16 protein-coding genes and 1 riboswitch are annotated in these 19,752 nt (G+C 70.7%); of the genes, 3 read left to right on the plus strand and 13 right to left on the minus strand.

The window, feature by feature from the left end; translation table 11 throughout:
- Nucleotides 1-298: 298 nt before the first annotated feature.
- Together ACIA58_RS11955 and ACIA58_RS11960 are read left to right on the plus strand one after the other, a co-directional pair.
- The gene (locus ACIA58_RS11955; RefSeq protein ID WP_396403633.1) at nt 299-1,606 is read left to right on the plus strand and encodes a sensor histidine kinase; all 1,308 of its coding nucleotides are present in this window, start codon (nt 299-301) and stop codon (nt 1,604-1,606) included.
- A 1-nt stretch (nt 1,607) separates the two neighbouring features.
- Entirely contained in the window at nt 1,608-2,258 is a 651-nt protein-coding gene (locus ACIA58_RS11960) for a response regulator (RefSeq protein ID WP_396403634.1), read from the plus strand.
- Between the two features lie 10 nt (nt 2,259-2,268).
- On the opposite strand, the gene ACIA58_RS11965 is transcribed toward ACIA58_RS11960, so the two are convergent.
- Complete coding sequence (locus ACIA58_RS11965) at nt 2,269-2,817, minus strand: MarR family winged helix-turn-helix transcriptional regulator (protein ID WP_396403635.1); 549 nt, start codon at nt 2,815-2,817, stop codon at nt 2,269-2,271.
- 125 nt (nt 2,818-2,942) lie between these two features.
- On the opposite strand from ACIA58_RS11965, the gene ACIA58_RS11970 reads away from it, so the two are divergent.
- On the plus strand, nt 2,943-3,611 hold the full coding sequence (locus tag ACIA58_RS11970; protein WP_396403636.1) for an FMN-dependent NADH-azoreductase: 669 nt from the start codon (nt 2,943-2,945) through the stop codon (nt 3,609-3,611).
- A gap of 77 nt (nt 3,612-3,688) precedes the next feature.
- On the opposite strand, the gene ACIA58_RS11975 is transcribed toward ACIA58_RS11970, so the two are convergent.
- The 12 genes from ACIA58_RS11975 to cobN all read right to left on the minus strand — a co-directional run bounded on the left by ACIA58_RS11975 (nt 3,689) and on the right by cobN (nt 19,733).
- Nucleotides 3,689-4,528, minus strand: a complete 840-nt coding sequence (locus ACIA58_RS11975) for a putative RNA methyltransferase (protein WP_396403637.1) — start codon at nt 4,526-4,528, stop codon at nt 3,689-3,691.
- Nucleotides 4,529-4,553: 25 nt separating this feature from the next.
- Nucleotides 4,554-5,423, minus strand: coding sequence for an ABC transporter permease (locus tag ACIA58_RS11980; protein ID WP_396403638.1), 870 nt, complete (start codon nt 5,421-5,423; stop codon nt 4,554-4,556).
- The gene (locus tag ACIA58_RS11985) at nt 5,410-6,342 is read right to left on the minus strand and encodes an ATP-binding cassette domain-containing protein (RefSeq protein ID WP_396403639.1); all 933 of its coding nucleotides are present in this window, start codon (nt 6,340-6,342) and stop codon (nt 5,410-5,412) included. Before ACIA58_RS11985 ends, ACIA58_RS11980 begins: the two co-directional genes overlap by 14 nt.
- A gap of 2 nt (nt 6,343-6,344) precedes the next feature.
- The gene (locus tag ACIA58_RS11990; RefSeq protein WP_396403640.1) at nt 6,345-7,466 is read right to left on the minus strand and encodes an outer membrane lipoprotein carrier protein LolA; all 1,122 of its coding nucleotides are present in this window, start codon (nt 7,464-7,466) and stop codon (nt 6,345-6,347) included.
- A 113-nt stretch (nt 7,467-7,579) separates the two neighbouring features.
- The gene (locus ACIA58_RS11995; protein WP_396403641.1) at nt 7,580-8,182 is read right to left on the minus strand and encodes a hypothetical protein; all 603 of its coding nucleotides are present in this window, start codon (nt 8,180-8,182) and stop codon (nt 7,580-7,582) included.
- On the minus strand, nt 8,179-9,537 hold the full coding sequence (gene bluB / locus ACIA58_RS12000) for a 5,6-dimethylbenzimidazole synthase (protein ID WP_396403642.1): 1,359 nt from the start codon (nt 9,535-9,537) through the stop codon (nt 8,179-8,181). The genes ACIA58_RS11995 and bluB overlap by 4 nt, the downstream gene beginning before the upstream one ends.
- Complete coding sequence (locus tag ACIA58_RS12005) at nt 9,534-10,928, minus strand: cobyrinate a,c-diamide synthase (RefSeq protein WP_396403643.1); 1,395 nt, start codon at nt 10,926-10,928, stop codon at nt 9,534-9,536. Before ACIA58_RS12005 ends, bluB begins: the two co-directional genes overlap by 4 nt.
- Complete coding sequence (gene cobO, locus ACIA58_RS12010; protein WP_396403644.1) at nt 10,925-11,539, minus strand: cob(I)yrinic acid a,c-diamide adenosyltransferase; 615 nt, start codon at nt 11,537-11,539, stop codon at nt 10,925-10,927. The genes ACIA58_RS12005 and cobO overlap by 4 nt, the downstream gene beginning before the upstream one ends.
- Before the next feature lies 1 nt (nt 11,540).
- On the minus strand, nt 11,541-13,547 hold the full coding sequence (locus ACIA58_RS12015; RefSeq protein ID WP_396403645.1) for a putative cobaltochelatase: 2,007 nt from the start codon (nt 13,545-13,547) through the stop codon (nt 11,541-11,543).
- Nucleotides 13,548-13,635: 88 nt separating this feature from the next.
- A riboswitch (cobalamin riboswitch) is annotated at nt 13,636-13,730 on the minus strand.
- An 84-nt stretch (nt 13,731-13,814) separates the two neighbouring features.
- Nucleotides 13,815-15,182, minus strand: coding sequence for a TolB family protein (locus ACIA58_RS12020; RefSeq protein ID WP_396403646.1), 1,368 nt, complete (start codon nt 15,180-15,182; stop codon nt 13,815-13,817).
- A gap of 72 nt (nt 15,183-15,254) precedes the next feature.
- Complete coding sequence (gene surE / locus ACIA58_RS12025) at nt 15,255-16,025, minus strand: 5'/3'-nucleotidase SurE (protein ID WP_396403647.1); 771 nt, start codon at nt 16,023-16,025, stop codon at nt 15,255-15,257.
- Nucleotides 16,026-16,037: 12 nt separating this feature from the next.
- The gene (gene cobN / locus ACIA58_RS12030) at nt 16,038-19,733 is read right to left on the minus strand and encodes a cobaltochelatase subunit CobN (RefSeq protein ID WP_396403648.1); all 3,696 of its coding nucleotides are present in this window, start codon (nt 19,731-19,733) and stop codon (nt 16,038-16,040) included.
- Between the last annotated feature and the right edge of the window lie 19 nt (nt 19,734-19,752).

Here is a 19,752-nt window from a genome sequence, read left to right on the forward strand (position 1 = left end):
CGGCGAATTGACGTCCGCCGTGCCGGGTCCTCGCAGAGCATGCTGGCCACCCGTCCTGGAGCCGTTCCCCATACCTGTCCGTAGCCGGGCAGGCACCCGCCCCGACCACAGACCGTACCTGTCCGAGCACCAGATCGCGACGCCCTCGGGGCCAGAACCCGGCCGCGCACCGTCAAATTTGCGTAAACCTCAACTTCTTGGTGACCCAGCCCACTCCCCCGGGGCCGGACGCAGGGGTTTCCCCGCACTCACTCCACCGAGGGAGGTAAGGCTCGCCCGGCTTTGACACGATGTGACGGTGAAAGCAGTGGCACGACGGCTGTGGCCGGCGATCGGGAGCCTGTGGCGTACGTCGACGTACCTGCGCTGGGTCTACCTGCTGCTCGGCTCGGCGCTGGTGCTCGCGTTCATCCTGGTGGACAGCGCGCTCGGCGCGGTGATCGCCGACCTCGGCCTGCCGAAAGTTGCCACCGGCATCCTCTGGGTGCTGCTGGGACTGGTGCCGCCGGTCGTGCTCGGCCTGCTGCCGGCCGTCCGGGAGGTGGAGGGCATCGCGGTCGAGTCGCTGCTCGCGGTGCGGTTCGACGAGCGTCCGCTCGGCCCGGCGCGGACCTGGCCGCAGCGCCGCCGCACCGTGGCCTGGTTCTGCCTGCACCTGGTCGCCGGCGGCGTGGTCGGGATCATCAGCACGATCGTCTTCGGCGTCGGCGCGATCTGGCTGGCGGCGCCGTTCCGCTCGGCCGGCTCCCGCGACATCGTGCCGGGGCTGTCGTACGACATCCGGGGCAACTGGACCGACCTTTGGATGCCTGCGGCCACTATCGGCGGTCTCGCAGGGCTGTTCCTGCTCTCCGCGTCGGTCGGTGCGTTGCTCGCGTACCTCGCACCGCGCGTCCTCGGTCCGACCGCGGCGGAGCGGATCGAGCTGCTCGAGCAACAGACCGCAACGCTTGCCGAGCGCAACCGTCTGGCCCGGGAGCTGCACGACAGCGTCGGGCACGCGCTCAGCCTGGTCACCATCCAGGCGGCGGCCGCGCGCCGGGTGCTGTCCAGCGACCCGGACTTCGCCGAGACCGCGCTGGCCGCGATGGAGACGTCCGCCCGGGCAGCGCTCGCCGATCTCGACCATGTGCTCGGCCTGCTCCGCGACGACCGTCGGCCGGGCTCCCGCACCACACCGCAGGCCACGCTCGGCGGTCTGGACCGGCTGGTCGAGGCAACCCGGGCCGGCGGGATCACGATCGAGGTCGAGCGGTCGGGCGATCTGGACCAGCTGCCGGCAGCTGTCTCCCGGGAGGCGTACCGGATCGTCCAGGAGGGTCTGACCAACGCGATCCGGCACGCCGGACGCCCGGCCGGTGAGCTGGCGGTGGACCTGTCGATCCGGCTGGACACCTCGGGGCTGCGGCTGGCCGTCACCAACCCGGTCAGCAATCCCCTCAGCGGCAAGTCAGATCAGTCGGGTGGCGGCCGCGGTCTGGCCGGGATCCGTGAAAGGGTCGCCGTACTGCGCGGCACGGTGGACGCGGGTCCGGTCGCGGAGGACGACGGGCAGGCCTGGCGCCTGGCCGTCCGCCTGCCCGTCAGCATGACGACGAAGGGGTGACATGAATCTGTCGGTGGTCGTGGTCGACGACGAGCCGCTGATCCGGAGCGGGCTGCGGGCCATCATCAATGCCGAGCCCGACCTCACGGTCGTCGGCGAAGCCGGTGACGGCGCGGAGGTGCTCCCGCTGGTTCGTCGTACCGGCGCCGACGTCGTACTGATGGATGTCCGGATGCCCGCGGTGGACGGCATCCAGGCGACCCGGCTGCTGCTGGAGCACCTCGACCCGGCGCCGCGCGTGCTGGTCGTCACGACGTTCGAGAACGACGACTACGTGTACGACGCGCTGCGCGCCGGCGCGTCCGGGTTCCTGCTGAAGCGGACCCCGCCGGACGACATCGTCGCGGCGATCCGCACTGTCGCGCGGAGCGAGTCGCTGCTGTTCCCGGAGGCGATCCGGGCGTTGGCGATCGCCCACGTAGGACCGCAAGCGCCGAGCGGCCTGGAGGAGTACCAGCTGACCGAGCGGGAGCAGGAGGTCCTTCGGTTGATGGCGCGCGGTCTGTCGAACGCCGAGATCGCCGCGGAGCTCATCCTCGGTCTGCAGACGGTCAAGACCCACGTCGCCAACGTGCTCTCCAAGCTCAACGCACGCGACCGCACCCAGGCGGTCATCCGCGCTTACGAGTCAGGCTTCGTGCCGCTGCACTAGCTGGCGGACCCTAGGTGCTGGCGGGGTCGTCCGTTTCGGCCAGAGCGCACGCGTTGTGCAGCGGGTCGATCGCGTTGGCCTTCATCGCCACGCGCTGCAGGAGCATCCGGAAGCTGGCGCGCTCGGACTCGTCCAAGGTGCCCAGCACCTCCTCCTCGGTGCTGCGCAGGCGTCGCTCCAGGTCGCACAGGGCCTCGACGCCCTGGTCGGTCGGCGCGATCAGCCGCGCGCGACGATCCGCCGGGTCTGGCCGGCGCTGCACGAGGCCCGCCTGCTCCAGGTCGTCGAGCAGATAGGTCATCACGGTCCGGTCGACGCCGAGCTGCGCGGCCAGGTCGAGCTGCCGCTTCGGGCCCTCGGAGCTCGTCGTCGCGAGCACCTGGTACCCCCGCGGGCCGCCGGGCAGGCCCTCGAGGGCCGCCGCGGACGCCTTCGCGTACCGCCGGAAGACGACGCCCAGCGCCCAGCCGAGGTCGGCCTCCACCGGCGCGCCACTGGCGACCGACGGCTCGACCCCACGGGCGGCCCGGGTCGCTACCTCAGGCGAAGTGCTGGACATGTCCCCATCGTACGTGGTGTACGCCACCCGGAATACGATCTGACTTGAATATGTTCTGCTCAACAGATTATCTTCGAGACAGCTCAACATGAGCACGCCCCCTCAACTCGATGGAGACAGAACTGATGAGCACCCTGCTACGCGTCGACGCCAGCATCCGGCTGGACGGTTCGGTGTCCCGCGCCCTGGCGGACAGCGCGGAGGCCGCCTGGAAGGCGGAGCACCCGGACGGTGTGGTGGTACGGCGGGACCTCGGCCAGCACCCGCTTCCTGCGACCGTGTGGCCGACCCTCGCCGCGGCCCAGGTGGGCCAGGAGCCGGTCGCCGATGCCGACCGGATGCCGCTCGCCGACGCCCAGGCGATCGCCGCCGAGCTGGCCGCCGAGGCTCGCAACGCCGACGCGATCCTGCTCGCCGTACCGCTGTACAACTACGGCATCGCCCAGAACGTGAAGACCTGGATCGACCTGCTGCTGATGGACCGGGACCTCGCCTTCGGCTCCCGTCCGCTCGTCGGCCGGCCGGCGATCTTCGCGATCGCCCGTGGCGGCGGCTACGCCCCGGGTACGCCGAAGCACGGCTGGGACCACGCCACGCCGTACCTGGAGCGGGTCTTCGCCGACATCTTCGGGATGAACATCCGGACCGCCGCCGCCGAGCTCACCCTGGCCCCGGTCACCCCGGGCATGGAGGAGCTGATCGACGCCTCCAAGGTCTCGGAGTCCGAGGCGCATGTGGAGGCCGAGAACCACGGCACCGTTGTCGGCCGCGAACTGGTTGGCAAGGCCGCCTGACCGCCAGCACTCACTAACGGCCGCCTGGTGGCCCGCTGCAAGCGACGCTGAGCGTGCGCCGTCTGCGCGACGGGTGGTTAGTGAGTGGTGAGCGTCCGCCACGTCGAGAGCGTGACGGACAGCGTGACGATCACGGGCTCCGGGAGCATCGCGAGCTGCTGCAGCAGCTCGCGGTAGTTCACGTGCCGCGCGCTCGGCGTCATCAGCACCAACTGCTCCACAGCCGTCCGGTCGAGCGGCATCGTCTCCTCGACGACCTCGCTGCCGATCCGCTCGAACTCACCCGCAAGCGACTCCTGCAGCCGCCGTTCCTTCTCCTCGTCGACGGTTACCAGCCCTAGTACGCCGACCAGCTCGGCGAGATGCTGCTGGTTCGGGGTGACGACGAGCAGGCGACCGGTGGGGGCGAGGACCCGGGCCATCTCCGCGGCGTTGCGCGGGGCGAACACGTTCAGCAGCAGCTGGGCCGATCCGTCGAGCAGCGGCAGCTCCTGCCAGGCGTCGCACACCACGGAAGCGATCCGCGGATCGACCTTCGCCGCACGGCGGGCGGCGAACTTCGACACGTCCAGGGCGATCCCACGTCGCTGCGGAGCCAGGCCGAGGACGCCCGACAAGTAGTAGCCGGTGCCAGCGCCGACCTCCACGACCAGGTCGTCCTCGCCGAGGCCGGCGGCGAGGATCAGCGCGTCGCGGATCGGCGCGTAGTGCCCGGTGCCGAGGAAGACCGTGCGGGCGCCGACCATCGCGGCCGAGTCGCCTTCGATGCCGTTCGAGGCCGCGGGCAACAGATTCAGGTAGCCCTGCTTGGCCAGGTCGTACGCGTGCCCGCGCGGACAGCGCGCAGCACGGCCGTCCAGAGTCAGCCCGTCGGCACAGACCGGGCAGCGCAGGGCAGTGACGAGATCGGCTCTCACTCGGCCTAGTGTCCCGTACGCGTCACTAAGTTATGTCGCGGCTCGTGATCCGGGCCCACGCGGCGGTGTAGAACACGGCGACGTAACCGGCCTGGAGGAGCAGGTTGCGGCCGATGTCGTGCCAGTACGGCGGGTCGCGGAGCACGTCGGCGAACGACTGCCAGCGGTACATCAGCAGCCACGGATGGATCGCGTGCAGCTGCGGGATCGCGGTCATGATGCCGAGCACGATGAACGTGCCGAACGTCGCCGCCATCGCCGCCAGCGGGGTCGAGGTCAGCGACGAGACGAACAGGCCGATCGCGGCCAGCCCGAGCAGTGACAGCGAGATCACCAGGGCGATCGCGAGTGCCCGGAGCAGCCCCTCGCCGAGGGAGACGGTCGAGCCGGAGAGCAGGAGTACGTCGCCGACCGGGAACAGGATGAAGCCGACGATCAGCCCGGACACCCAGATCGTCATCGTCGCGACCAGGCAGAAGACCGTGAGCGAGACCATCTTGGCCGCGAGCAGCCGGGATCGGCCGGCCGGTGCCGTCAGCAGGTTACGCAGTGTGCCGAGACTGGCCTCGCCGGCCAGCGACTCCCCCGAGATGACGGTGACCGCGGTCGGCAGGAAGAACGGCAGCGACAGGCCGAGGCTGGCGACGATCAGGAACAGTCCGTTGCCGGCGACCTGGCCGATGAACCCCTCGGTACCCCCGTCGTTCCCGGAGAGCCTGATCGCGATCCCGATCAGCAGCGGGACGGCGGCCAGTACCCCGAGCCCCACCTGCGTCCGCGCACGTCCGAACACCAGCCTGAGCTCGGACAGGAACAGCGCCACGGTGTGCCGCCCGGCACTCGGCCTGGTGGCGGCGACCTCTGTGACCTCCGGGGTCGCTTCACTCGGCGACATCGAAGCCCTCCCCGGTGAGTGCCACGAACGTGTCCTCCAGGCTCGGACGCTCCAGTCCGAAGCCGTGGATGCGTACGTCGGCCGCGACCAGCGCAGCCGCGAACTTCTCGATCGGCAGCTCGCCAGGATCGCCCTCGACGGTCTCCTCGGTCGTCTTCAGCTCGGTCACGCCCAGGCCTTGCAGCGTGTCGGCCGCCGCTCCGAGGTCCGGCGTACGCACGACCAGTCGTGGGCGGAGCTCGGCCCGGAGATCCGCGACCGTGGACTGCCTGAGCAGGTTGCCGCGGTTCATGATCGCGGCGTGCGTGCAGACCTGCTCGACCTCGGCGAGCAGGTGGGTCGAGGTGAAGACCGTCGTCCCGTCACTGGCCAGGTCGCGGATCAGGTGCCGCACCTCGCGGGTGCCCTGCGGGTCGAGGCCGTTGGTCGGCTCGTCCAGCACGAGCAGCTCGCGCCGTTGCATCAGAGCGACCGCGATCGCGAGCCGCTGGCGCATACCCAACGAGTAGGCGCGGACCTTCTTGCCGGCCGCGTTCGAGAGGCCGACGCGCTCCAGCGCCTCTCCGGCGCGGGCCTTGCGGGTCGTCGGGTCGGCGGTGCGGTCGGCGGCGTCGAAGCGGAGCAGATTCGCCTGGCCGGTCCAGAACGGGTAGAACGCCGGTCCCTCGACCAGCGCTCCGACCCGCGGAAGGACCCGCAGGTGTGCCTTCGGCATCGGCTCGCCGAGCAGCTCGACCTCACCGGACGTCGGCGCGATCAGGCCGAGCAGCATCCGGATCGTCGTGGTCTTCCCCGACCCGTTCGGGCCGAGGAAGCCGTACACACTCCCGGCCGGCACCTCGAGGTCGACCGCGTCCACCGCCACCTGCCCGCCGTGGAAACGTTTGGTCAGCCCTCGGGTGACGACCGGAGCGCTCACGGTCAGCGGGGGGCCTTCGCTGCGGCGGCCTGCAGGGTGTCCGGGGTGACCAGGCCGACGAAGACCCTGCCGTCGTCGGTGATCAGTGCGCTCACCATCTTTGTCGTCAGCACCTTGCCCTTGCCCCACGAGCCCTGCACGGTGGGCGCCTTCGCCAGCAGTTGGGCGAGCGGACCGGCCGACGGGCTCGACGCCAGGCCGGCGGTGTTGGCTCCGCGAATCATCGCGACGCTGTCCCAGCCCGTGCCGATGACGGTCGGCTTCTTGTCCGCCTGCGCCGCACCGGGCTTGGTCGGCTTGACCAGCTGCGGCGGCACGCTGTGCGGACGCTCGCGGGTGGCCGGCACCTTCTGGTCGGTGACCTTCACGCCCTTCGGCGGGGTGAAGGTGAAGGAGCTCGCCGACGGTACGTCGAACGACACCGACGTGAAGCCCAGCTCGACCGCCGGGTCGTTGCCGGTGCGCGGCATCACGGTCACGTCCAGCGGGACCCAGGTCTTGGAGTCGATCGCCAGGGTCACCGAGCCAACGGTCGTCTTCTCGGTCTTCGGCACCAGGCGCAGCTTGTACGCGTCCCGGCCGGCGACCTTCTCGGTGCCGCTGACCTGGACCGTGGTGGTCGGGTCGATCGCGTCGAGGAACTGCTTGGCGACCGACTGCGGGTCATACGACTCGGGCAGGGCCTTCTCCGGCTTGGCGGTCTTGTGCGCCGGCAGGGTCAGCTTCGTGGCCTCACGCTTGGACGAGTCGTACGCCCACGCCGACGTACCGTCGGTGGTCCAGAGCTGCTCGGCCTGATTGTCGATCAGCGAGACCCGGGCCTTGTCCGGGGTAGCGAACGCGACTCGCGCGGTGTGCTGTCCGCTCAGCAGGTCGGTCAGCTCCCGGCTGCCGGGGGCCATGCCGGGGATCGCGGGCAGGCCGAGGTCCGCGTCCGCGCGGACCGTGCCACTCAGGCCGTCCACCTTCGCGGTCTGCACCTTGGCGAGCAGATCCTGCGCGGTGATGCTCGGCAGCTTCGGTGAGGCATCCGCGACCACTGGCCCGAGTGCCCCCACACCTGCCACCACCGCGACTGTCGTGACCGGAACCAACCACCGTCGACTGCGCTGCGCTACACCCATGAGTACAGCGTCGCACCGCACGCGGACGGAACCAAGTGCCCTCAGGGTAGGTTCACCCGAAAGAGTGAGTCCGGCGTACGACCCTGGTCGTACGCCGCGGACTCAGACAGGACTCAGCGTGACTGCAGAGCGTCGAGCGCCACGGTCATCGCGGCGGCGACGCGGAAGTCCAGGCGCTGGTCCTGGACGGTGATCCGGTAGCGGTCCCGGACCGACATCTTCCGCTCCACCGACAGCACCGGCCGGCCGGAGTTCGCCTCGGTGAAGTCGAAATGGAAGATGAACGGCAGCGGGACCTCGCCGATGAACGGCACGAAGTCCCAGACCCGGCGCAGGATCGCGATGGTCGGGTTGCGTTCGGTGCCGCTCGCGTCCACGCCAGGCGCGCTGAGCTGCCAGCTGGACCGCAGCAGGCTCTTCCCGAACTCCTTCTTGAACCAGCCGATCGCCTGGCCGTCGGCGTCGGTCACGTCGTACCCCGAACCGAGGTCGATCGTCTTGCGCGCCTTGAACGAGAAGACCGGCCGGGTCTTGGTGTCGTCGGCGTAGAACGTCACCTGCTCCTTGAACGCCATCCGCTTCTGCTGCGCGAACGCGAGCAGCGGTCCATCGCTCCCGTCCGGGTTGGTGGCGATCAACTCGTACTTGTTCGCCATCAGAGTCACCCGCTGCTTCATCGCGAACGCAGGCACATACATGGGCGGTTCGGCTGTCATGCGGAGGAGTGTGTCAGACCACAGGCCGACGCACCGACCTTCAGTCCGCGGGCCAGTGCCTCGGCGCGCTCCGAGGGTTCTTCGACCTGTACGACGAGCTGGCCGACGCCTTGCAGCGCAAGGTCGCGGGCGATCTCGACGCCGAACTCGACGGCCTCGACCGGCGTACGCGCGGGCCGCCACAGCACCCCGAAGCCGGCTCTTGGCTTGTCCTCCCGCAGATCCACAACGAGCGCATCCGCTTCCTGTAGATCTGTCGCGTCACCGCCGACGATCAGTCGGACACGCTGACCGGCGGCCGGTACTGCGTTCTGCCCGGCCTGGATCGCGTCGTCGACGATCGACGCGTCGCGCCGGCCCCATTCCTCGTGGTGGATCGCCCACTCCAGCGGCCTGCGCTTGGCCCAGCCGGAACGCACCAGCTCCGGCGCCGCGGCGAACTCCTCGACGTACCCGACGCAGAGGTATCCGACCAGCTCGATGTGTGCGGGGAGGTCGAGGACGTTCGCGACTTCGGCCGGCTCGAAGAAAGAGACCCAGCCGACGCCGAGCCCTTCGGCCCGCGCGGCGAGCCAGAGGTTCTGGATCGCGATCGCGGCGGAGAACCAGGTCGTCCGCGGATCCGCGTGCCGGCCGAGGACGTGCCGCCCGCCGCGGCCGGGGTCGCACGTCACCGCGATGTTCAGCGGGGTGTCGAGGATCGCCTCGATCTTCAATCCGTCGAACTTCGCCCGGCGGTCGTCCGGGAGAGATGCCGCGAACGCGTCCCGCTGCGCGGTCGCGAGGTCGTGCACCTTCCGGCGGGTCGCGAGGTCGCGGATCACGAGGAAGTCCCACGGCTGGCTCAAGCCAACGCTCGGGGCTCGATGGGCCGCTTCCAGGACTCTGGTGAGGAGTTCGTTGTCGATCGGGAGGTCGAGGAAACCGCGTCGTACGTCGCGTCGCTCGGCGATCACGCGGTGCACGACGTCGCGGTCCGCCTGTTCGTAGCCGGGTGCGGGGAGCCGGCCGACGGCCGCGGTCGCGTTGGCGGAGCGGCGTTTGCGGACGATGAGCTCGGCGCCGGCGGCGAGGACGGCTGCTTCGGCGACGCTCGGAGTACCTGTCAGGTGCTCGACCTGCGGGCTGGGGTTGGGCGCCGGGTGTTCTGCCAACTCAGCGGCCGGGAGGGCTCGGAGATCGGCATTGAGGTCGGCGGCAAGACGGATTAGGGCCGGCTCGGCTTCGCGGCTGGTGACGGTGAGGACCAGTTGCACCTTGCCTGGGCCGGCTTCTTCCAGTGCGTCGTCGACCAGGGCGCGGAGCTCGCCGTACGACGTGTTGGCGCGGAGGCCGACTCCCACGACGAGGCTCATGGTCGGTGGTTCCGGGCCGCGGCGACGAGGCGGGCCGGTACGTCGGGGGTGGCGGTCCAGTGCAGGTGCAGGTACGACGCGTGCACGTGCGGCAGCGCGACGCCTTCTGTGCCGCTCGGGAGGTGCCAGGCGGGAGGTACGTCGGCGTCGAGGTCGAGCGTGGTGCGGTGGAACTCGTGGCCGTGGACCCGTCGCCCTTCGTCGAAGAACGCAGTGGTGGTCGCGGCGATCGCGGTGCGGTAGCCGAGGGTCAGGCGGCTGGTCATGCGGCCGGTGGCCGGGAGTACGCCGGTCATCGGGTGGCCGTCGAGTTCCCGGCAAAGGTAGAGCAGACCGGCACACTCGGCGATCACCGGCAGACCGGCGGCTATTTCGGCGGCGACCTGTTCGCGGAGCTTGGTGTTGGCAGACAGGGCCTCCGCATGCAACTCCGGGAAGCCCCCGCCGAGGTACACCGCGGAAGTTGCCTCAGGCAACGTGTCTGCCAGTGGGTCGAAGATCGCAACGTCCGCGCCTGCGGCCGTGAGCAGCTCTGTGGTCTCCGTGTAGCGGAAGGAGAAGACGGGCCCACCCGCGACCGCAACCACTGGTCGCCGGACCTGAGGCACCTCTCCGGCCGCTCCGGAGCGGCGCGACGCGGCGCTCGGCGCCTCGAGGCCGGCGAGCTCCTCGTTCGGGTCCCAAGCGGTGGCCGGATGGCGCACAGCGGCTCGGGCTGCGGCTACGAAGGCTGCCAGGTCTACGCCTTGGTGGACCAGTTCGGCGGCGGCGTCAACGGCGTTTTCGGCTTGGTCGCGTTGTTCGTTGGCGGGGACGAGGCCGAGGTGGCGGCTGGGGACGGTCAGGCGGGGGTCGCGGCGGAGGACGCCGAGGACCGGTACGCCGGTGGGGGCGATGCCTGCGCGGACCTCGGTCTCGTGGCGATCGGAGCCGACCTTGTTGAGGATCACCCCGACGATGCGGACCTCGGTGTCGAAGGCAACGAAACCTTGGACCACGGCGCCGACGCTGCGGCCGGCCGCGGATGCGTCCACCACGAGCACGACCGGCGCCTTCAGCAGCTTCGCGACGTGCGCCGTCGACGAGAACCCTTCCGTGCCGAGCGCACCGTCGTACAGGCCCATCACACCCTCGATCACGGCGAGGTCGGCCCCCGCGGAACCGTGTGCGAACAACGGCCCGACCCGCTCCTCCCCCGACAGCATCGGATCGAGGTTGCGCCCCGGCCGCCCGGTGGCGACCGCGTGGAACCCGGGGTCGATGTAGTCCGGCCCGACCTTGAACCCGGCGACCACCTGCCCGGCCCGGCGCAATGCCGCCATCAGCCCGACCGCGACCGTCGTCTTCCCCGCCCCGGAGGACGGCGCCGCAACCACTACCCGCGGAATCACCACTCGATGCCCTTCTGGCCCTTCTGGCCGGCGTCCATCGGGTGCTTCAGCTTGGTCATCTCGGCGGCGAGGTCGGCAGCCTCGAGAAGCTTCGGATGGGCGTCGCGACCGGTGATCACGACGTACTGATGCCCAGGGCGGTCGACGAGCGTGTCGACCACCTCGTCGATGTCGACCCAGCCCCATTTCATCGGGTAGGTGAACTCGTCCAGGACGTACAGATCATGCGTCTCGGCGGACAGCCGGCGCTGGATCTCGCGCCACCCCTCGAGCGCGTCGGCGGCGTGGTCCTCCTCGGTGCCGGCCTTGCGCGACCAGCTCCAGCCCTCGCCCATCTTGTGCCACTCCACCGGGCCGCCCTGACCAGTTGCCTCGTGCAACTGACCGAGCGCCTTGAACGCACCCTCCTCGCCGACCTTCCACTTAGCGCTCTTCACGAACTGGAAGACCCCGAGATTCCAGCCCTGGTTCCAGGCCCGCAGCGCCATCCCGAACGCGGCCGTCGACTTGCCCTTCATCTCGCCGGTGTGCACCATCAGCAGCGGCCGGTTGCGCCGCTGGCGGGTGGTGAGGCCGTCCTCCGGTACGGCGACCGGCTGCCCCTTCGGCATCTCAGGCCGCCTTCCGCTCGGTGACCGTACGGACCAGGTTGCCCGCGGCAACGTCACCGAGATCGAGGTACTCCGCGCCGAGGTCGCCCGCGAGCTCCGCCGCCAGACCGAGGCGGACGCCCCGGTGCGGCTCGCAGTCCACGACGACGGTGGCGATCCCACGCTGGGCGAGCCAGCCCGCGGACCGGCGGGCGCGGGCGAACGCGTTGTCGCCGTGGGTGGCGCGGCCGTCGGTCACCAGCACGAGGAGCGGCCGGCGGCGCGGGTCCCGGATCGCGGCGATCCGCAGTACCTCGGCTGCTTGCAGGAGACCTTCGGCGAGCGGGGTGCGTCCGCCGGTCGGGAGGGATTCGAGCCGTCGTACGGCGGTCTCGACGCTACCCGTCGGCGGGAGCGCGACCGTGGCGGCGGCGCCGGCGAAGGTGACGAGGCCGACGGTGTCGCGGCGCTGGTACGCGTCGAGCAGCAGCGACACGATCGCGGTCTTCACCTCGCCCATCCGCTTCTTCGTCCCCATCGAGCCCGACGCGTCGACGCAGAAGAGGACGAGATTCCCTTCGCGGCCTTCGTGTACGGCGAGGCGCACGTCCGACGCCCGGACGGCGAGCCCCGGGCCGGTCCGTCCACGCGCGTGCTGGTACGGCGCGGCGCTCCGCATCGTCCCGAGCAGGTGCACCCGCCCCGACTCCCGCCCGACCCGAGCCCGGTCTCCCACCACCCGACCAACCTCGGTAATAGCCCGAGACCGCCGCCCAGCCACCCCGACCCCGGCCGCCTCCACCCTCAACAACCGAGCCTTGTACGGCTCCGAACTCCCAACAACCTCACCGACCGGCGCCGAGCCGGCCTGGCCGCTCGGCTCTGCATGGTCCGTGTCGGCTGCGGGCGGGTTCTCGTCCACGTCAGGCGAGTTGTCCGCTTCAGCATTCGTGCGATCTGCCCCTCCACCTGGACCATCCGGATCGTCGTCGGGGTCGACCGGCGGAGGTGTGCTGTTGTTGATTGCCTCTTCCAGTTGCTGGTCGTCGAGGCCCGGGGCGTCGAAGGGGTTTCGGCGGCGGCGGTGCGGCAGGGCGAGTTTGGCGGCGGCCCGTACGTCGTCGACCTCGACGACGGTGCGGCCGGACCAGGCCGCGTGGGCGACCGCCGTACGTGCGGTGACCAGGTCGGCGCGCATCCCGTCCACGTCGAACGACGCGCAGATCTCCGCGATCTGCCGCAGCGCCGCGTCGGTGAGGATCACCTCGGAGAGCAGGTCGCGCGCCTTCACGATGCGTTCGGCGAGCTCGCGCTGCGGACCGTCGTACCGCTCGACGAAACCAGCAGGATCCGCCTCGTAGGCGAGCCGCGCGCGCATCACCTCGACCCGCACCGCAGGATCCCGGCTGGCCACCACATCCACCGTCAGGCCGAACCGGTCGAGCAACTGCGGCCGGAGCTCGCCCTCCTCCGGGTTCATCGTCCCGACCAGCACGAACCGCGCCGGATGCGTGACCGACACCCCGTCCCGCTCGACCGTCGCCCGCCCCATCGCGGCGGCATCGAGCAGTACGTCGACCAGGTGGTCGTGCAGGAGATTGACCTCGTCGACGTACAGCAACCCACGGTGTGCCGCCGCCAGCAGACCAGGCTCGTACGCCGTGACGCCCTCCGCGAGCGCCTTCTCCAGATGCAGCGAACCGAGCACACGATCCTCGGTCGCCCCGACCGGCAACTCCACCAACCGCGCCGCCCGCACCGAACGCCCATCCGCGTGCGGCCCGTCAGGACACGACGCGTCCGGCTCGTCGGGGTCGCACGAGAAGCGGCAGCCGGGTACGACGTCCACCGACGGCAGGATCTCCGTCAGCGCGCGGACCGCGGTCGACTTCGCCGTACCCTTCTCGCCCCGGATCAGCACCCCGCCGATCGCCGGCGAGATCGCCGCCAGGATCAGCGCGAGCTGGAGGTCCTCCATGCCGACCACGGCAGTGAACGGAAACCCGGTGGAAGCTGCAGCAGGCCGCATCGGCGGTGGATCCCTTCGTCGAGCGGGTATCCACGCCCGCCACGCCTGGTACGCCGACCCGCAGCGCGACCCGGCGGACGACCGCGGATGTCCTGGCTCCCGGGCGCCAGTTGACTTCTCTGGCACCCGGTCACAGTGGCGGGACCGCCCCGGACTCCCGGCCAACGCCGGTCACCGGTGTTCCTCCACACTCGTCGCGCCGATCATGGCACACACATCCCGATCGGCCAGCGACCAGGCTCACAGTCGCCGGCCGATCCGCAGGGATCACCGCGGGCGGGTTGCGTTCCAGAGATAGGTGTCGCGGCCGGAGGTGCCGCCGCCGGGGGCGAGTTGTCTGTCGTCGGAGTCGAAGGCGACGTGCCGGCCGTCGGCGGAGATGGCCGGGCCGACGCTACCGATCCGGCCGCCGAACGGGTCTGTCTGGTCCTGCGCCTTGGTGATCCAGACCAGCGCGCCGGTCTTGCGGTCGAGGCGGAACACGTCGCTGAGGTCCCCGGTGTCCGAGGCGGTCAGGCGTGCGGGCGTTCCGAAGGCGACGTACCTGCCGTTGGCGGAGATGCCGCTGCGGAAGACCGGACCGAGGGCCGTCGACGGCCGGCCTTGGGCGTCGGCGGAGATCAGCTCCAGCTTGTTGGTCCGCAGGTCACGCAACCAGACGTTCGGTATCGAGTCGAAGCCGATCCCGAGCCAGCTGACCAGCGTGAAGGACAGGTACCGGCCGTCGCTGGAGAAGGTGGGATAGATGCTCTCGACGCTGAAGGCGCGCGGGTCGGACGGCACACCCAGCGAAACCCCGCGTGTCGTCTTCGAGTTGCGGTCACGGACGTAGAGCAGGGTGTCGGCGTGCGGCGACGGAGACGGCGCCGGCTCCAGCTGGTCCGGGGTCACGAACGCGACCCGGCGTCCGTCACCGGAGATCGCCGGCGCGCTCGAGTACACGTCGAGCTGCTGCCCGTCGGACGTCACGGAGACGCGCTCGGTCCGGCGGGTGACGAGGTCGCGGACGAAGACGTCCTGGGTGTTGTTGGTGTCGCCAACGATGAGGTCGGTCGCACTCGAGGTGAACGCCACGTGCCGTCCGTCGGCGGAGATCTCGGGCTCCCACGAGTCCAGGTCCGCCGGGCCGTTCAGCCCGACCGACACCAGCGTCGTACGCCCGGTCCTCAGATCACGGCGGAAGACGTCGCCGGCGCCGTTCGTGTCACCGGGCAGCAGGTTCGACGCGAACGAGTTGAAGACGACGTACCGACCGTCGGCCGAGATCGACGGCTCCCGGCTCTCACCGTTCCCCGGTACGCCGCCGGGGCCGGCCGAGACCAGCGTCGTCCGCCCGGTGACCACGTCCCGGACGAACACGTCCCGCTGACCGTTGGTGTCACCCGCGACCAGGTCGTCGGCGTACGACGAGAACACGACGTACCGCCCGTTCGCCGAAACCCCGAGCCCTTTCGCGGTCCCCGCGGCCGACTCACCGTCACCGCCGATCCCGGCCGCCGTGACCGACACCAGCTGGATGGATTCGCTGCGTTGGGCAACCGCCGGCGCACTGACCGCTCCCCCCGAAACCGCAGCCACCACCAGGCCTGCGAGTACGCCCCGAACAGGCTTCCGGACGTGCAGAAGAGATTTCATCTTGGCCCCCTTTCGGACAACCAGCTTGATGCCCGGGGAACCGGCGAAGTTGCGGTCGAACGCTTGATCTGCTCAGCTCGAGGAGAGGCGCTTCGCGACGGCGGTGGCAGCCGCGTCGTCCTTGACCTCGCGGATGCCGACGATCGGGGTCATGGTGACGAAGCCGGCCGCGAGGAGCGCCTCGTCGGAGCCGGCGATCGGGTTGGCGAGCGGGGGTTCGAGTTCGATCATCGGCTCGCCGTTCGGCGCGGTCGTGCCGACGATGCGCGAGCGCTTGATCGGGGCCAGGGAGGCGTGCCGGACGCCGGCGAGCCGGTCGAGCGGGAGGTCGGGGACGTTGATCGTCAGCACCGTTCCGGCCGGCTCCGCGGCGATCCAGCCGAGGGCCTCGGCGGCGACGGTCGCCGCGGTCGGCCAGTGCCCGGGGTCCTCGGAGTCGATGCTGACAGCAACCGCCGACGTGTCCTGGCCGGCCGCGGTCAGCGCGGCCGCGACGGTGCCGGAGTGGAAGATCGGGACGCCGATGTTGTGCCCGCGGTTGATACCCGACAGCACCAGGTCCGGCGCACGTCCGAACGCCCCGACGTTCGCCAGCGTCACCGCGAGCGCCGGCGTCCCCTCGATCCCGGTGTAGGTGACCCCGTTCTCCTCCTCGGACACGGTCCGGATCGGGCGGCCGACCATGCCGGCCCGGGCGGATCCGACGCCGCTCTCGTCGAGCATCGGCGCGACCACGAGTACGTCGTACCCGAGCTCGGCGATGGCCGGCGCGAGCGCCCGGATACCCGGTGCGCGATAGCCGTCGTCGTTGGTGATCAGGACACGAAGCTGCTCAGGCGGCATGCCTCCACCCAATCAGGCACGGTCCTCGATGTCACCCTCCGTCTCAAGTACTGCGTTGCGCAGCGTCTCCAGCGCCTGGTCCGACGGCTCCGCCCACAGCCCGCGCTGGGCCGCCTCCAGCAGGCGTTCCGCGATCCCGTGCCGCGCCCATGGGTTGGACTTGCGGAAGAACTCGGCCATCTCGGGATCCGCCACGTACTCCGTCGTCAGCGTCTCGTACATCCAGTCGTCGACCACGCCCGCGGTCGCGTCGTACCCGAAGAGGTAGTCGACCGTCGCCGCCATCTCGAAGGCGCCCTTGTACCCGTGCCGCCGCATCGCGGCCATCCAGCGCGGGTTCACCACCCGGGCGCGGAAGACCCGCTTCGCCTCCTCGTCCAGCGTCCGGGTCTTCACCTGGGCGGGTACGGCGGAGTCGCCGACGTACGCCTTCGGGTTGGCGCCGGTCAGGTGCCGGACCATCGCGATCATGCCGCCGTGGTACTGGAAGTAGTCGTCGGAGTCCATGATGTCGTGCTCGCGGGTGTCCGCGTTCTTCGCCGCGACCTGGATCCGGGCGTACGCGCGCTCCATCGAGCCGCGGGCCTCCGCGCCGTCGAGGTCCTTGCCGTACGCGTACCCGCCCCAGACGGCGTACACCTCGGCGAGCTCGGCGTCGGTGCGCCAGTTGCGAGCGTCGACGAGCGGGAGCAGGCCGGCGCCGTACGAACCCGGCTTCGAGCCGAAGACCCGGGCCGTCGCCTGCCGTGCGTCGTTGCCCGCGGCAATGTCCTCGTCGACGTGCGCGCGCAGATAGTTGTCGGTGGCATCCTCGTCCAGCGCGGCCACCGTCCGGACCGCCTCGTCGAGGAGGGCGACCACGTGCGGGAACGCGTCCCGGAAGAAGCCGGAGATCCGGATCGTCACGTCGATCCGCGGCCGGCCGAGTTCCTCCAGGCCGACGACCTCGAAGCTGGTCACACGTCGCGACGCCTCGTCCCAGACCGGGCGGCAGCCGAGCAGCCACAGCACTTCGGCCAGGTCGTCACCCTGCGTGCGCATGGCCGACGTACCCCAGATCGTCAGCCCGACCGACCGCGGGTACTCCCCCGTCTCGGCCTGGTGCCGAGCCAGCAGCGAGTCGGCGAGCGCGACGCCGACGTCCCAGGCGTTGCGGCTCGGGATCGCCTTCGGGTCGACGGCGTAGAAGTTCCGCCCCGTCGGCAGCACGTTCACGAGCCCGCGCGTCGGCGATCCCGACGGCCCGGCTTCGATGAACCGCCCGTCGAGCGCCCGCACCACGTTGGCCAGCTCGTCCCCTGTCCGAGCCAGCCGCGGCACAACCTCCTCAGCGGCGAACGTCAGCGACTGCACTACCTCCGCGGAGTCCCGGCCCAACACCTCGGCAACCACGACCGGGACCTTCGTCGCGTCCCAGCTCATCGTCTCCATCCCGACGACCAGCTTCCGCGCCACCGCCTCCAGGATGTCGACGCCGTCGGCGGCAGTCACGGCCGGAAGATCGGCGAGGGTCGCGAGGTCGGCAAGCTCCGGCACGGCACGACCGGGATCCGCGAGGAGGGCCGCTTCGTCCACCCCGAAGGCCGAGCCCAGCGCCGTCCGCAGCCCCGGGATCGAGTACGCGCCACCCCACAGCTGGCGCGCGCGCAGTACGGCGAGCACCAGGTTGACCCGTGCCTCGCCCGCCGGCGCGCCGCCGAGGATGTGCAGGCCGTCCCGGATCTGCACGTCCTTGATCTCGCACAGATACCCGTCGAGGTGCAGCACGAACTCGTCGAACTCGTCGTCCGAAGGCTTGTCCGACGTGTGCAGATCGTGGTGCAGCTGGGCCGCCTGGATCAGCGTCCAGATCTGCGCCCGCAGCGTCGGCACCTTCTCCGGATCGAGCGCGGACACGGTCGCGTACTCGTCGAGCAGGTACTCCAGCTTCGCCATGTCGCCGTACGTCTCGGCCCGCGCCATCGGCGGCACCAGATGGTCGACGACCGTCGCGTGCGCCCGCCGCTTCGCCTGCGTGCCCTCGCCTGGGTCGTTGACGATGAACGGGTAGACCATCGGCAGGTTCCCGAGCACCGCGTCCGGCGCGCAGCCGGCCGCCATCCCGATCCCCTTGCCCGGCAGCCATTCCAGCGTCCCGTGCTTCCCGAGGTGGACGACCGCGTGCGCGCCGAACCCGCCCTCGTCCGTGGACGCTTCGAGCCAGCGGTACGCCGCGAGGTAGTGGTGCGACGGCGCCATGTCCGGGTCGTGGTAGATCGCGACCGGGTTCTCGCCGAAACCGCGGGGCGGCTGGATCATCAGCACGACGTTCCCGAACCGGAGCGCGGCCAGCGCGATCGCGGGCTCGTCACCCGACGTGTCGACGTACAGCTCGCCGGGCGCCTCGCCCCACGCCTCGATCATTGCCGTCTGCAACGACTCGGGTGTGCGACCGAACCAGATGGCGTAGGTGGAGAGCGGGACCTTGGCGACGGCGTTCGCCAGCTGCTCGTCGGTCAGCCAGTCGACGTCGTGCCCACCGGCCGCGATCAGGCGGTGGATCAGCCCGTCGGCGCCGTCGGCGCCCTGAAGCTCACTGAGGTCGAGCCCACCGAGGTCGTACCCGGCCGCTTCCAGCTGTCCGAGCAGGACGACGGCCGACGCCGGTGTGTCCAGACCGACCGCGTTCCCGATCCGCGCATGCTTCGTCGGGTACGACGACAGCACCAAGGCGATCCGCTTCTCGGCCGGCGGCACGTGCCGCAACCGGGCATGTGCCACCGCGATGCCGGCCAGCCGCGCGCACCGCTCGGCGTCCGGCGCGTACCGGGCCAGGCCGTCGGCGTCGTACGACTTGAACGAGAACGGGATCGTGATCAGCCGCCCGTCGAACTCCGGGATCGCGACCTGCGTCGCCGCGTCCAGCGGACTGATCGCCGCGTCGCTCTCGACCCACTGCTCACGCGTCGAGGTCAGCGCGAGCCCCTGGATCAGCGGGATGTCCAGTGACGCCAGCGCACCGGCGTCCCACGCATCATCCGCTCCCCCCGCGCTGGCGTTCGCCGCCACCGATCCACCGGCCGCGAGGAGGGTCGTCACCAGTACGTCGCATTTCCGCAGCAGATCGAACAGCCCGACATTCTCGGCCGGGTCGAGCCCGCGCAGCGTGCCGCAGTACACCGGGAGAGGTTGGGCCCCGGCCGCGGCGACCGCGTTGGCGAGGGCGTCGACGAACGCCGTGTTGCCGGAGATCTCGTGCGCTCGGTAGTACACGATGCCGACCACGGGACGCTCGTCATCGACGTACGTGCCCCGAAGGCCGTACGCCGGGAGCGCCCGCGGCGGCTCGAACTCGTCACCGGTCAGCAGCAGCGTGTCCCGCAGGAAGCCGGCCAGGTTGCGGAGGTTGTCCGCGCCGCCCTCGCGCAGGTACGCGAGCGCCTCGGTGACCGCACCGGCCGGCACGGTCGACAGCGACATCAGCTCGGCGTCCGGCGCGGCCTCGCCACTGACCACCACCGCCGGCCTGCCGGACGCGATGACCGCGTCGAGTCCTACTTCCCAGGCCCGGCGACCGCCGAGCAGCCGCACGACCACCACGTCCGCGGCGTCCAGGAGCGGTCCGAGCTCGGCGAGCTCGAGGCGGGCAGGGTTCGCGACCTTCCAGCCGGCGTTCGCCTCGGCGGCCGCGAGCAGATCGGTGTCAGCGGTGGAGAGCAAAAGGAGCACGCGAGCGTTCCTTCCCCGG

Source organism: Kribbella sp. NPDC051586, from assembly GCF_044453965.1.
In the GTDB taxonomy this organism is placed as follows: Bacteria; Actinomycetota; Actinomycetes; order Propionibacteriales; family Kribbellaceae; genus Kribbella.

Coding starts and splice junctions, on each gene's coding strand:
- ACIA58_RS11960 (WP_396403634.1), top strand. CDS start 1,608: ATGAATCTGTCGGTGGTCGTGGTCGACGACGAGCCGCTGATCCGGAGC.
- surE (WP_396403647.1), bottom strand. CDS start 16,025: ATGCCGCCTGAGCAGCTTCGTGTCCTGATCACCAACGACGACGGCTAT.
- ACIA58_RS11980 (WP_396403638.1), bottom strand. CDS start 5,423: ATGTCGCCGAGTGAAGCGACCCCGGAGGTCACAGAGGTCGCCGCCACC.
- ACIA58_RS11990 (WP_396403640.1), bottom strand. CDS start 7,466: ATGGGTGTAGCGCAGCGCAGTCGACGGTGGTTGGTTCCGGTCACGACA.
- ACIA58_RS11995 (WP_396403641.1), bottom strand. CDS start 8,182: ATGACAGCCGAACCGCCCATGTATGTGCCTGCGTTCGCGATGAAGCAG.
- cobO (WP_396403644.1), bottom strand. CDS start 11,539: ATGCCGAAGGGGCAGCCGGTCGCCGTACCGGAGGACGGCCTCACCACC.
- ACIA58_RS12020 (WP_396403646.1), bottom strand. CDS start 15,182: ATGAAATCTCTTCTGCACGTCCGGAAGCCTGTTCGGGGCGTACTCGCA.
- bluB (WP_396403642.1), bottom strand. CDS start 9,537: ATGAGCCTCGTCGTGGGAGTCGGCCTCCGCGCCAACACGTCGTACGGC.
- ACIA58_RS12015 (WP_396403645.1), bottom strand. CDS start 13,547: ATGCGGCCTGCTGCAGCTTCCACCGGGTTTCCGTTCACTGCCGTGGTC.
- ACIA58_RS11970 (WP_396403636.1), top strand. CDS start 2,943: ATGAGCACCCTGCTACGCGTCGACGCCAGCATCCGGCTGGACGGTTCG.
- ACIA58_RS11965 (WP_396403635.1), bottom strand. CDS start 2,817: ATGTCCAGCACTTCGCCTGAGGTAGCGACCCGGGCCGCCCGTGGGGTC.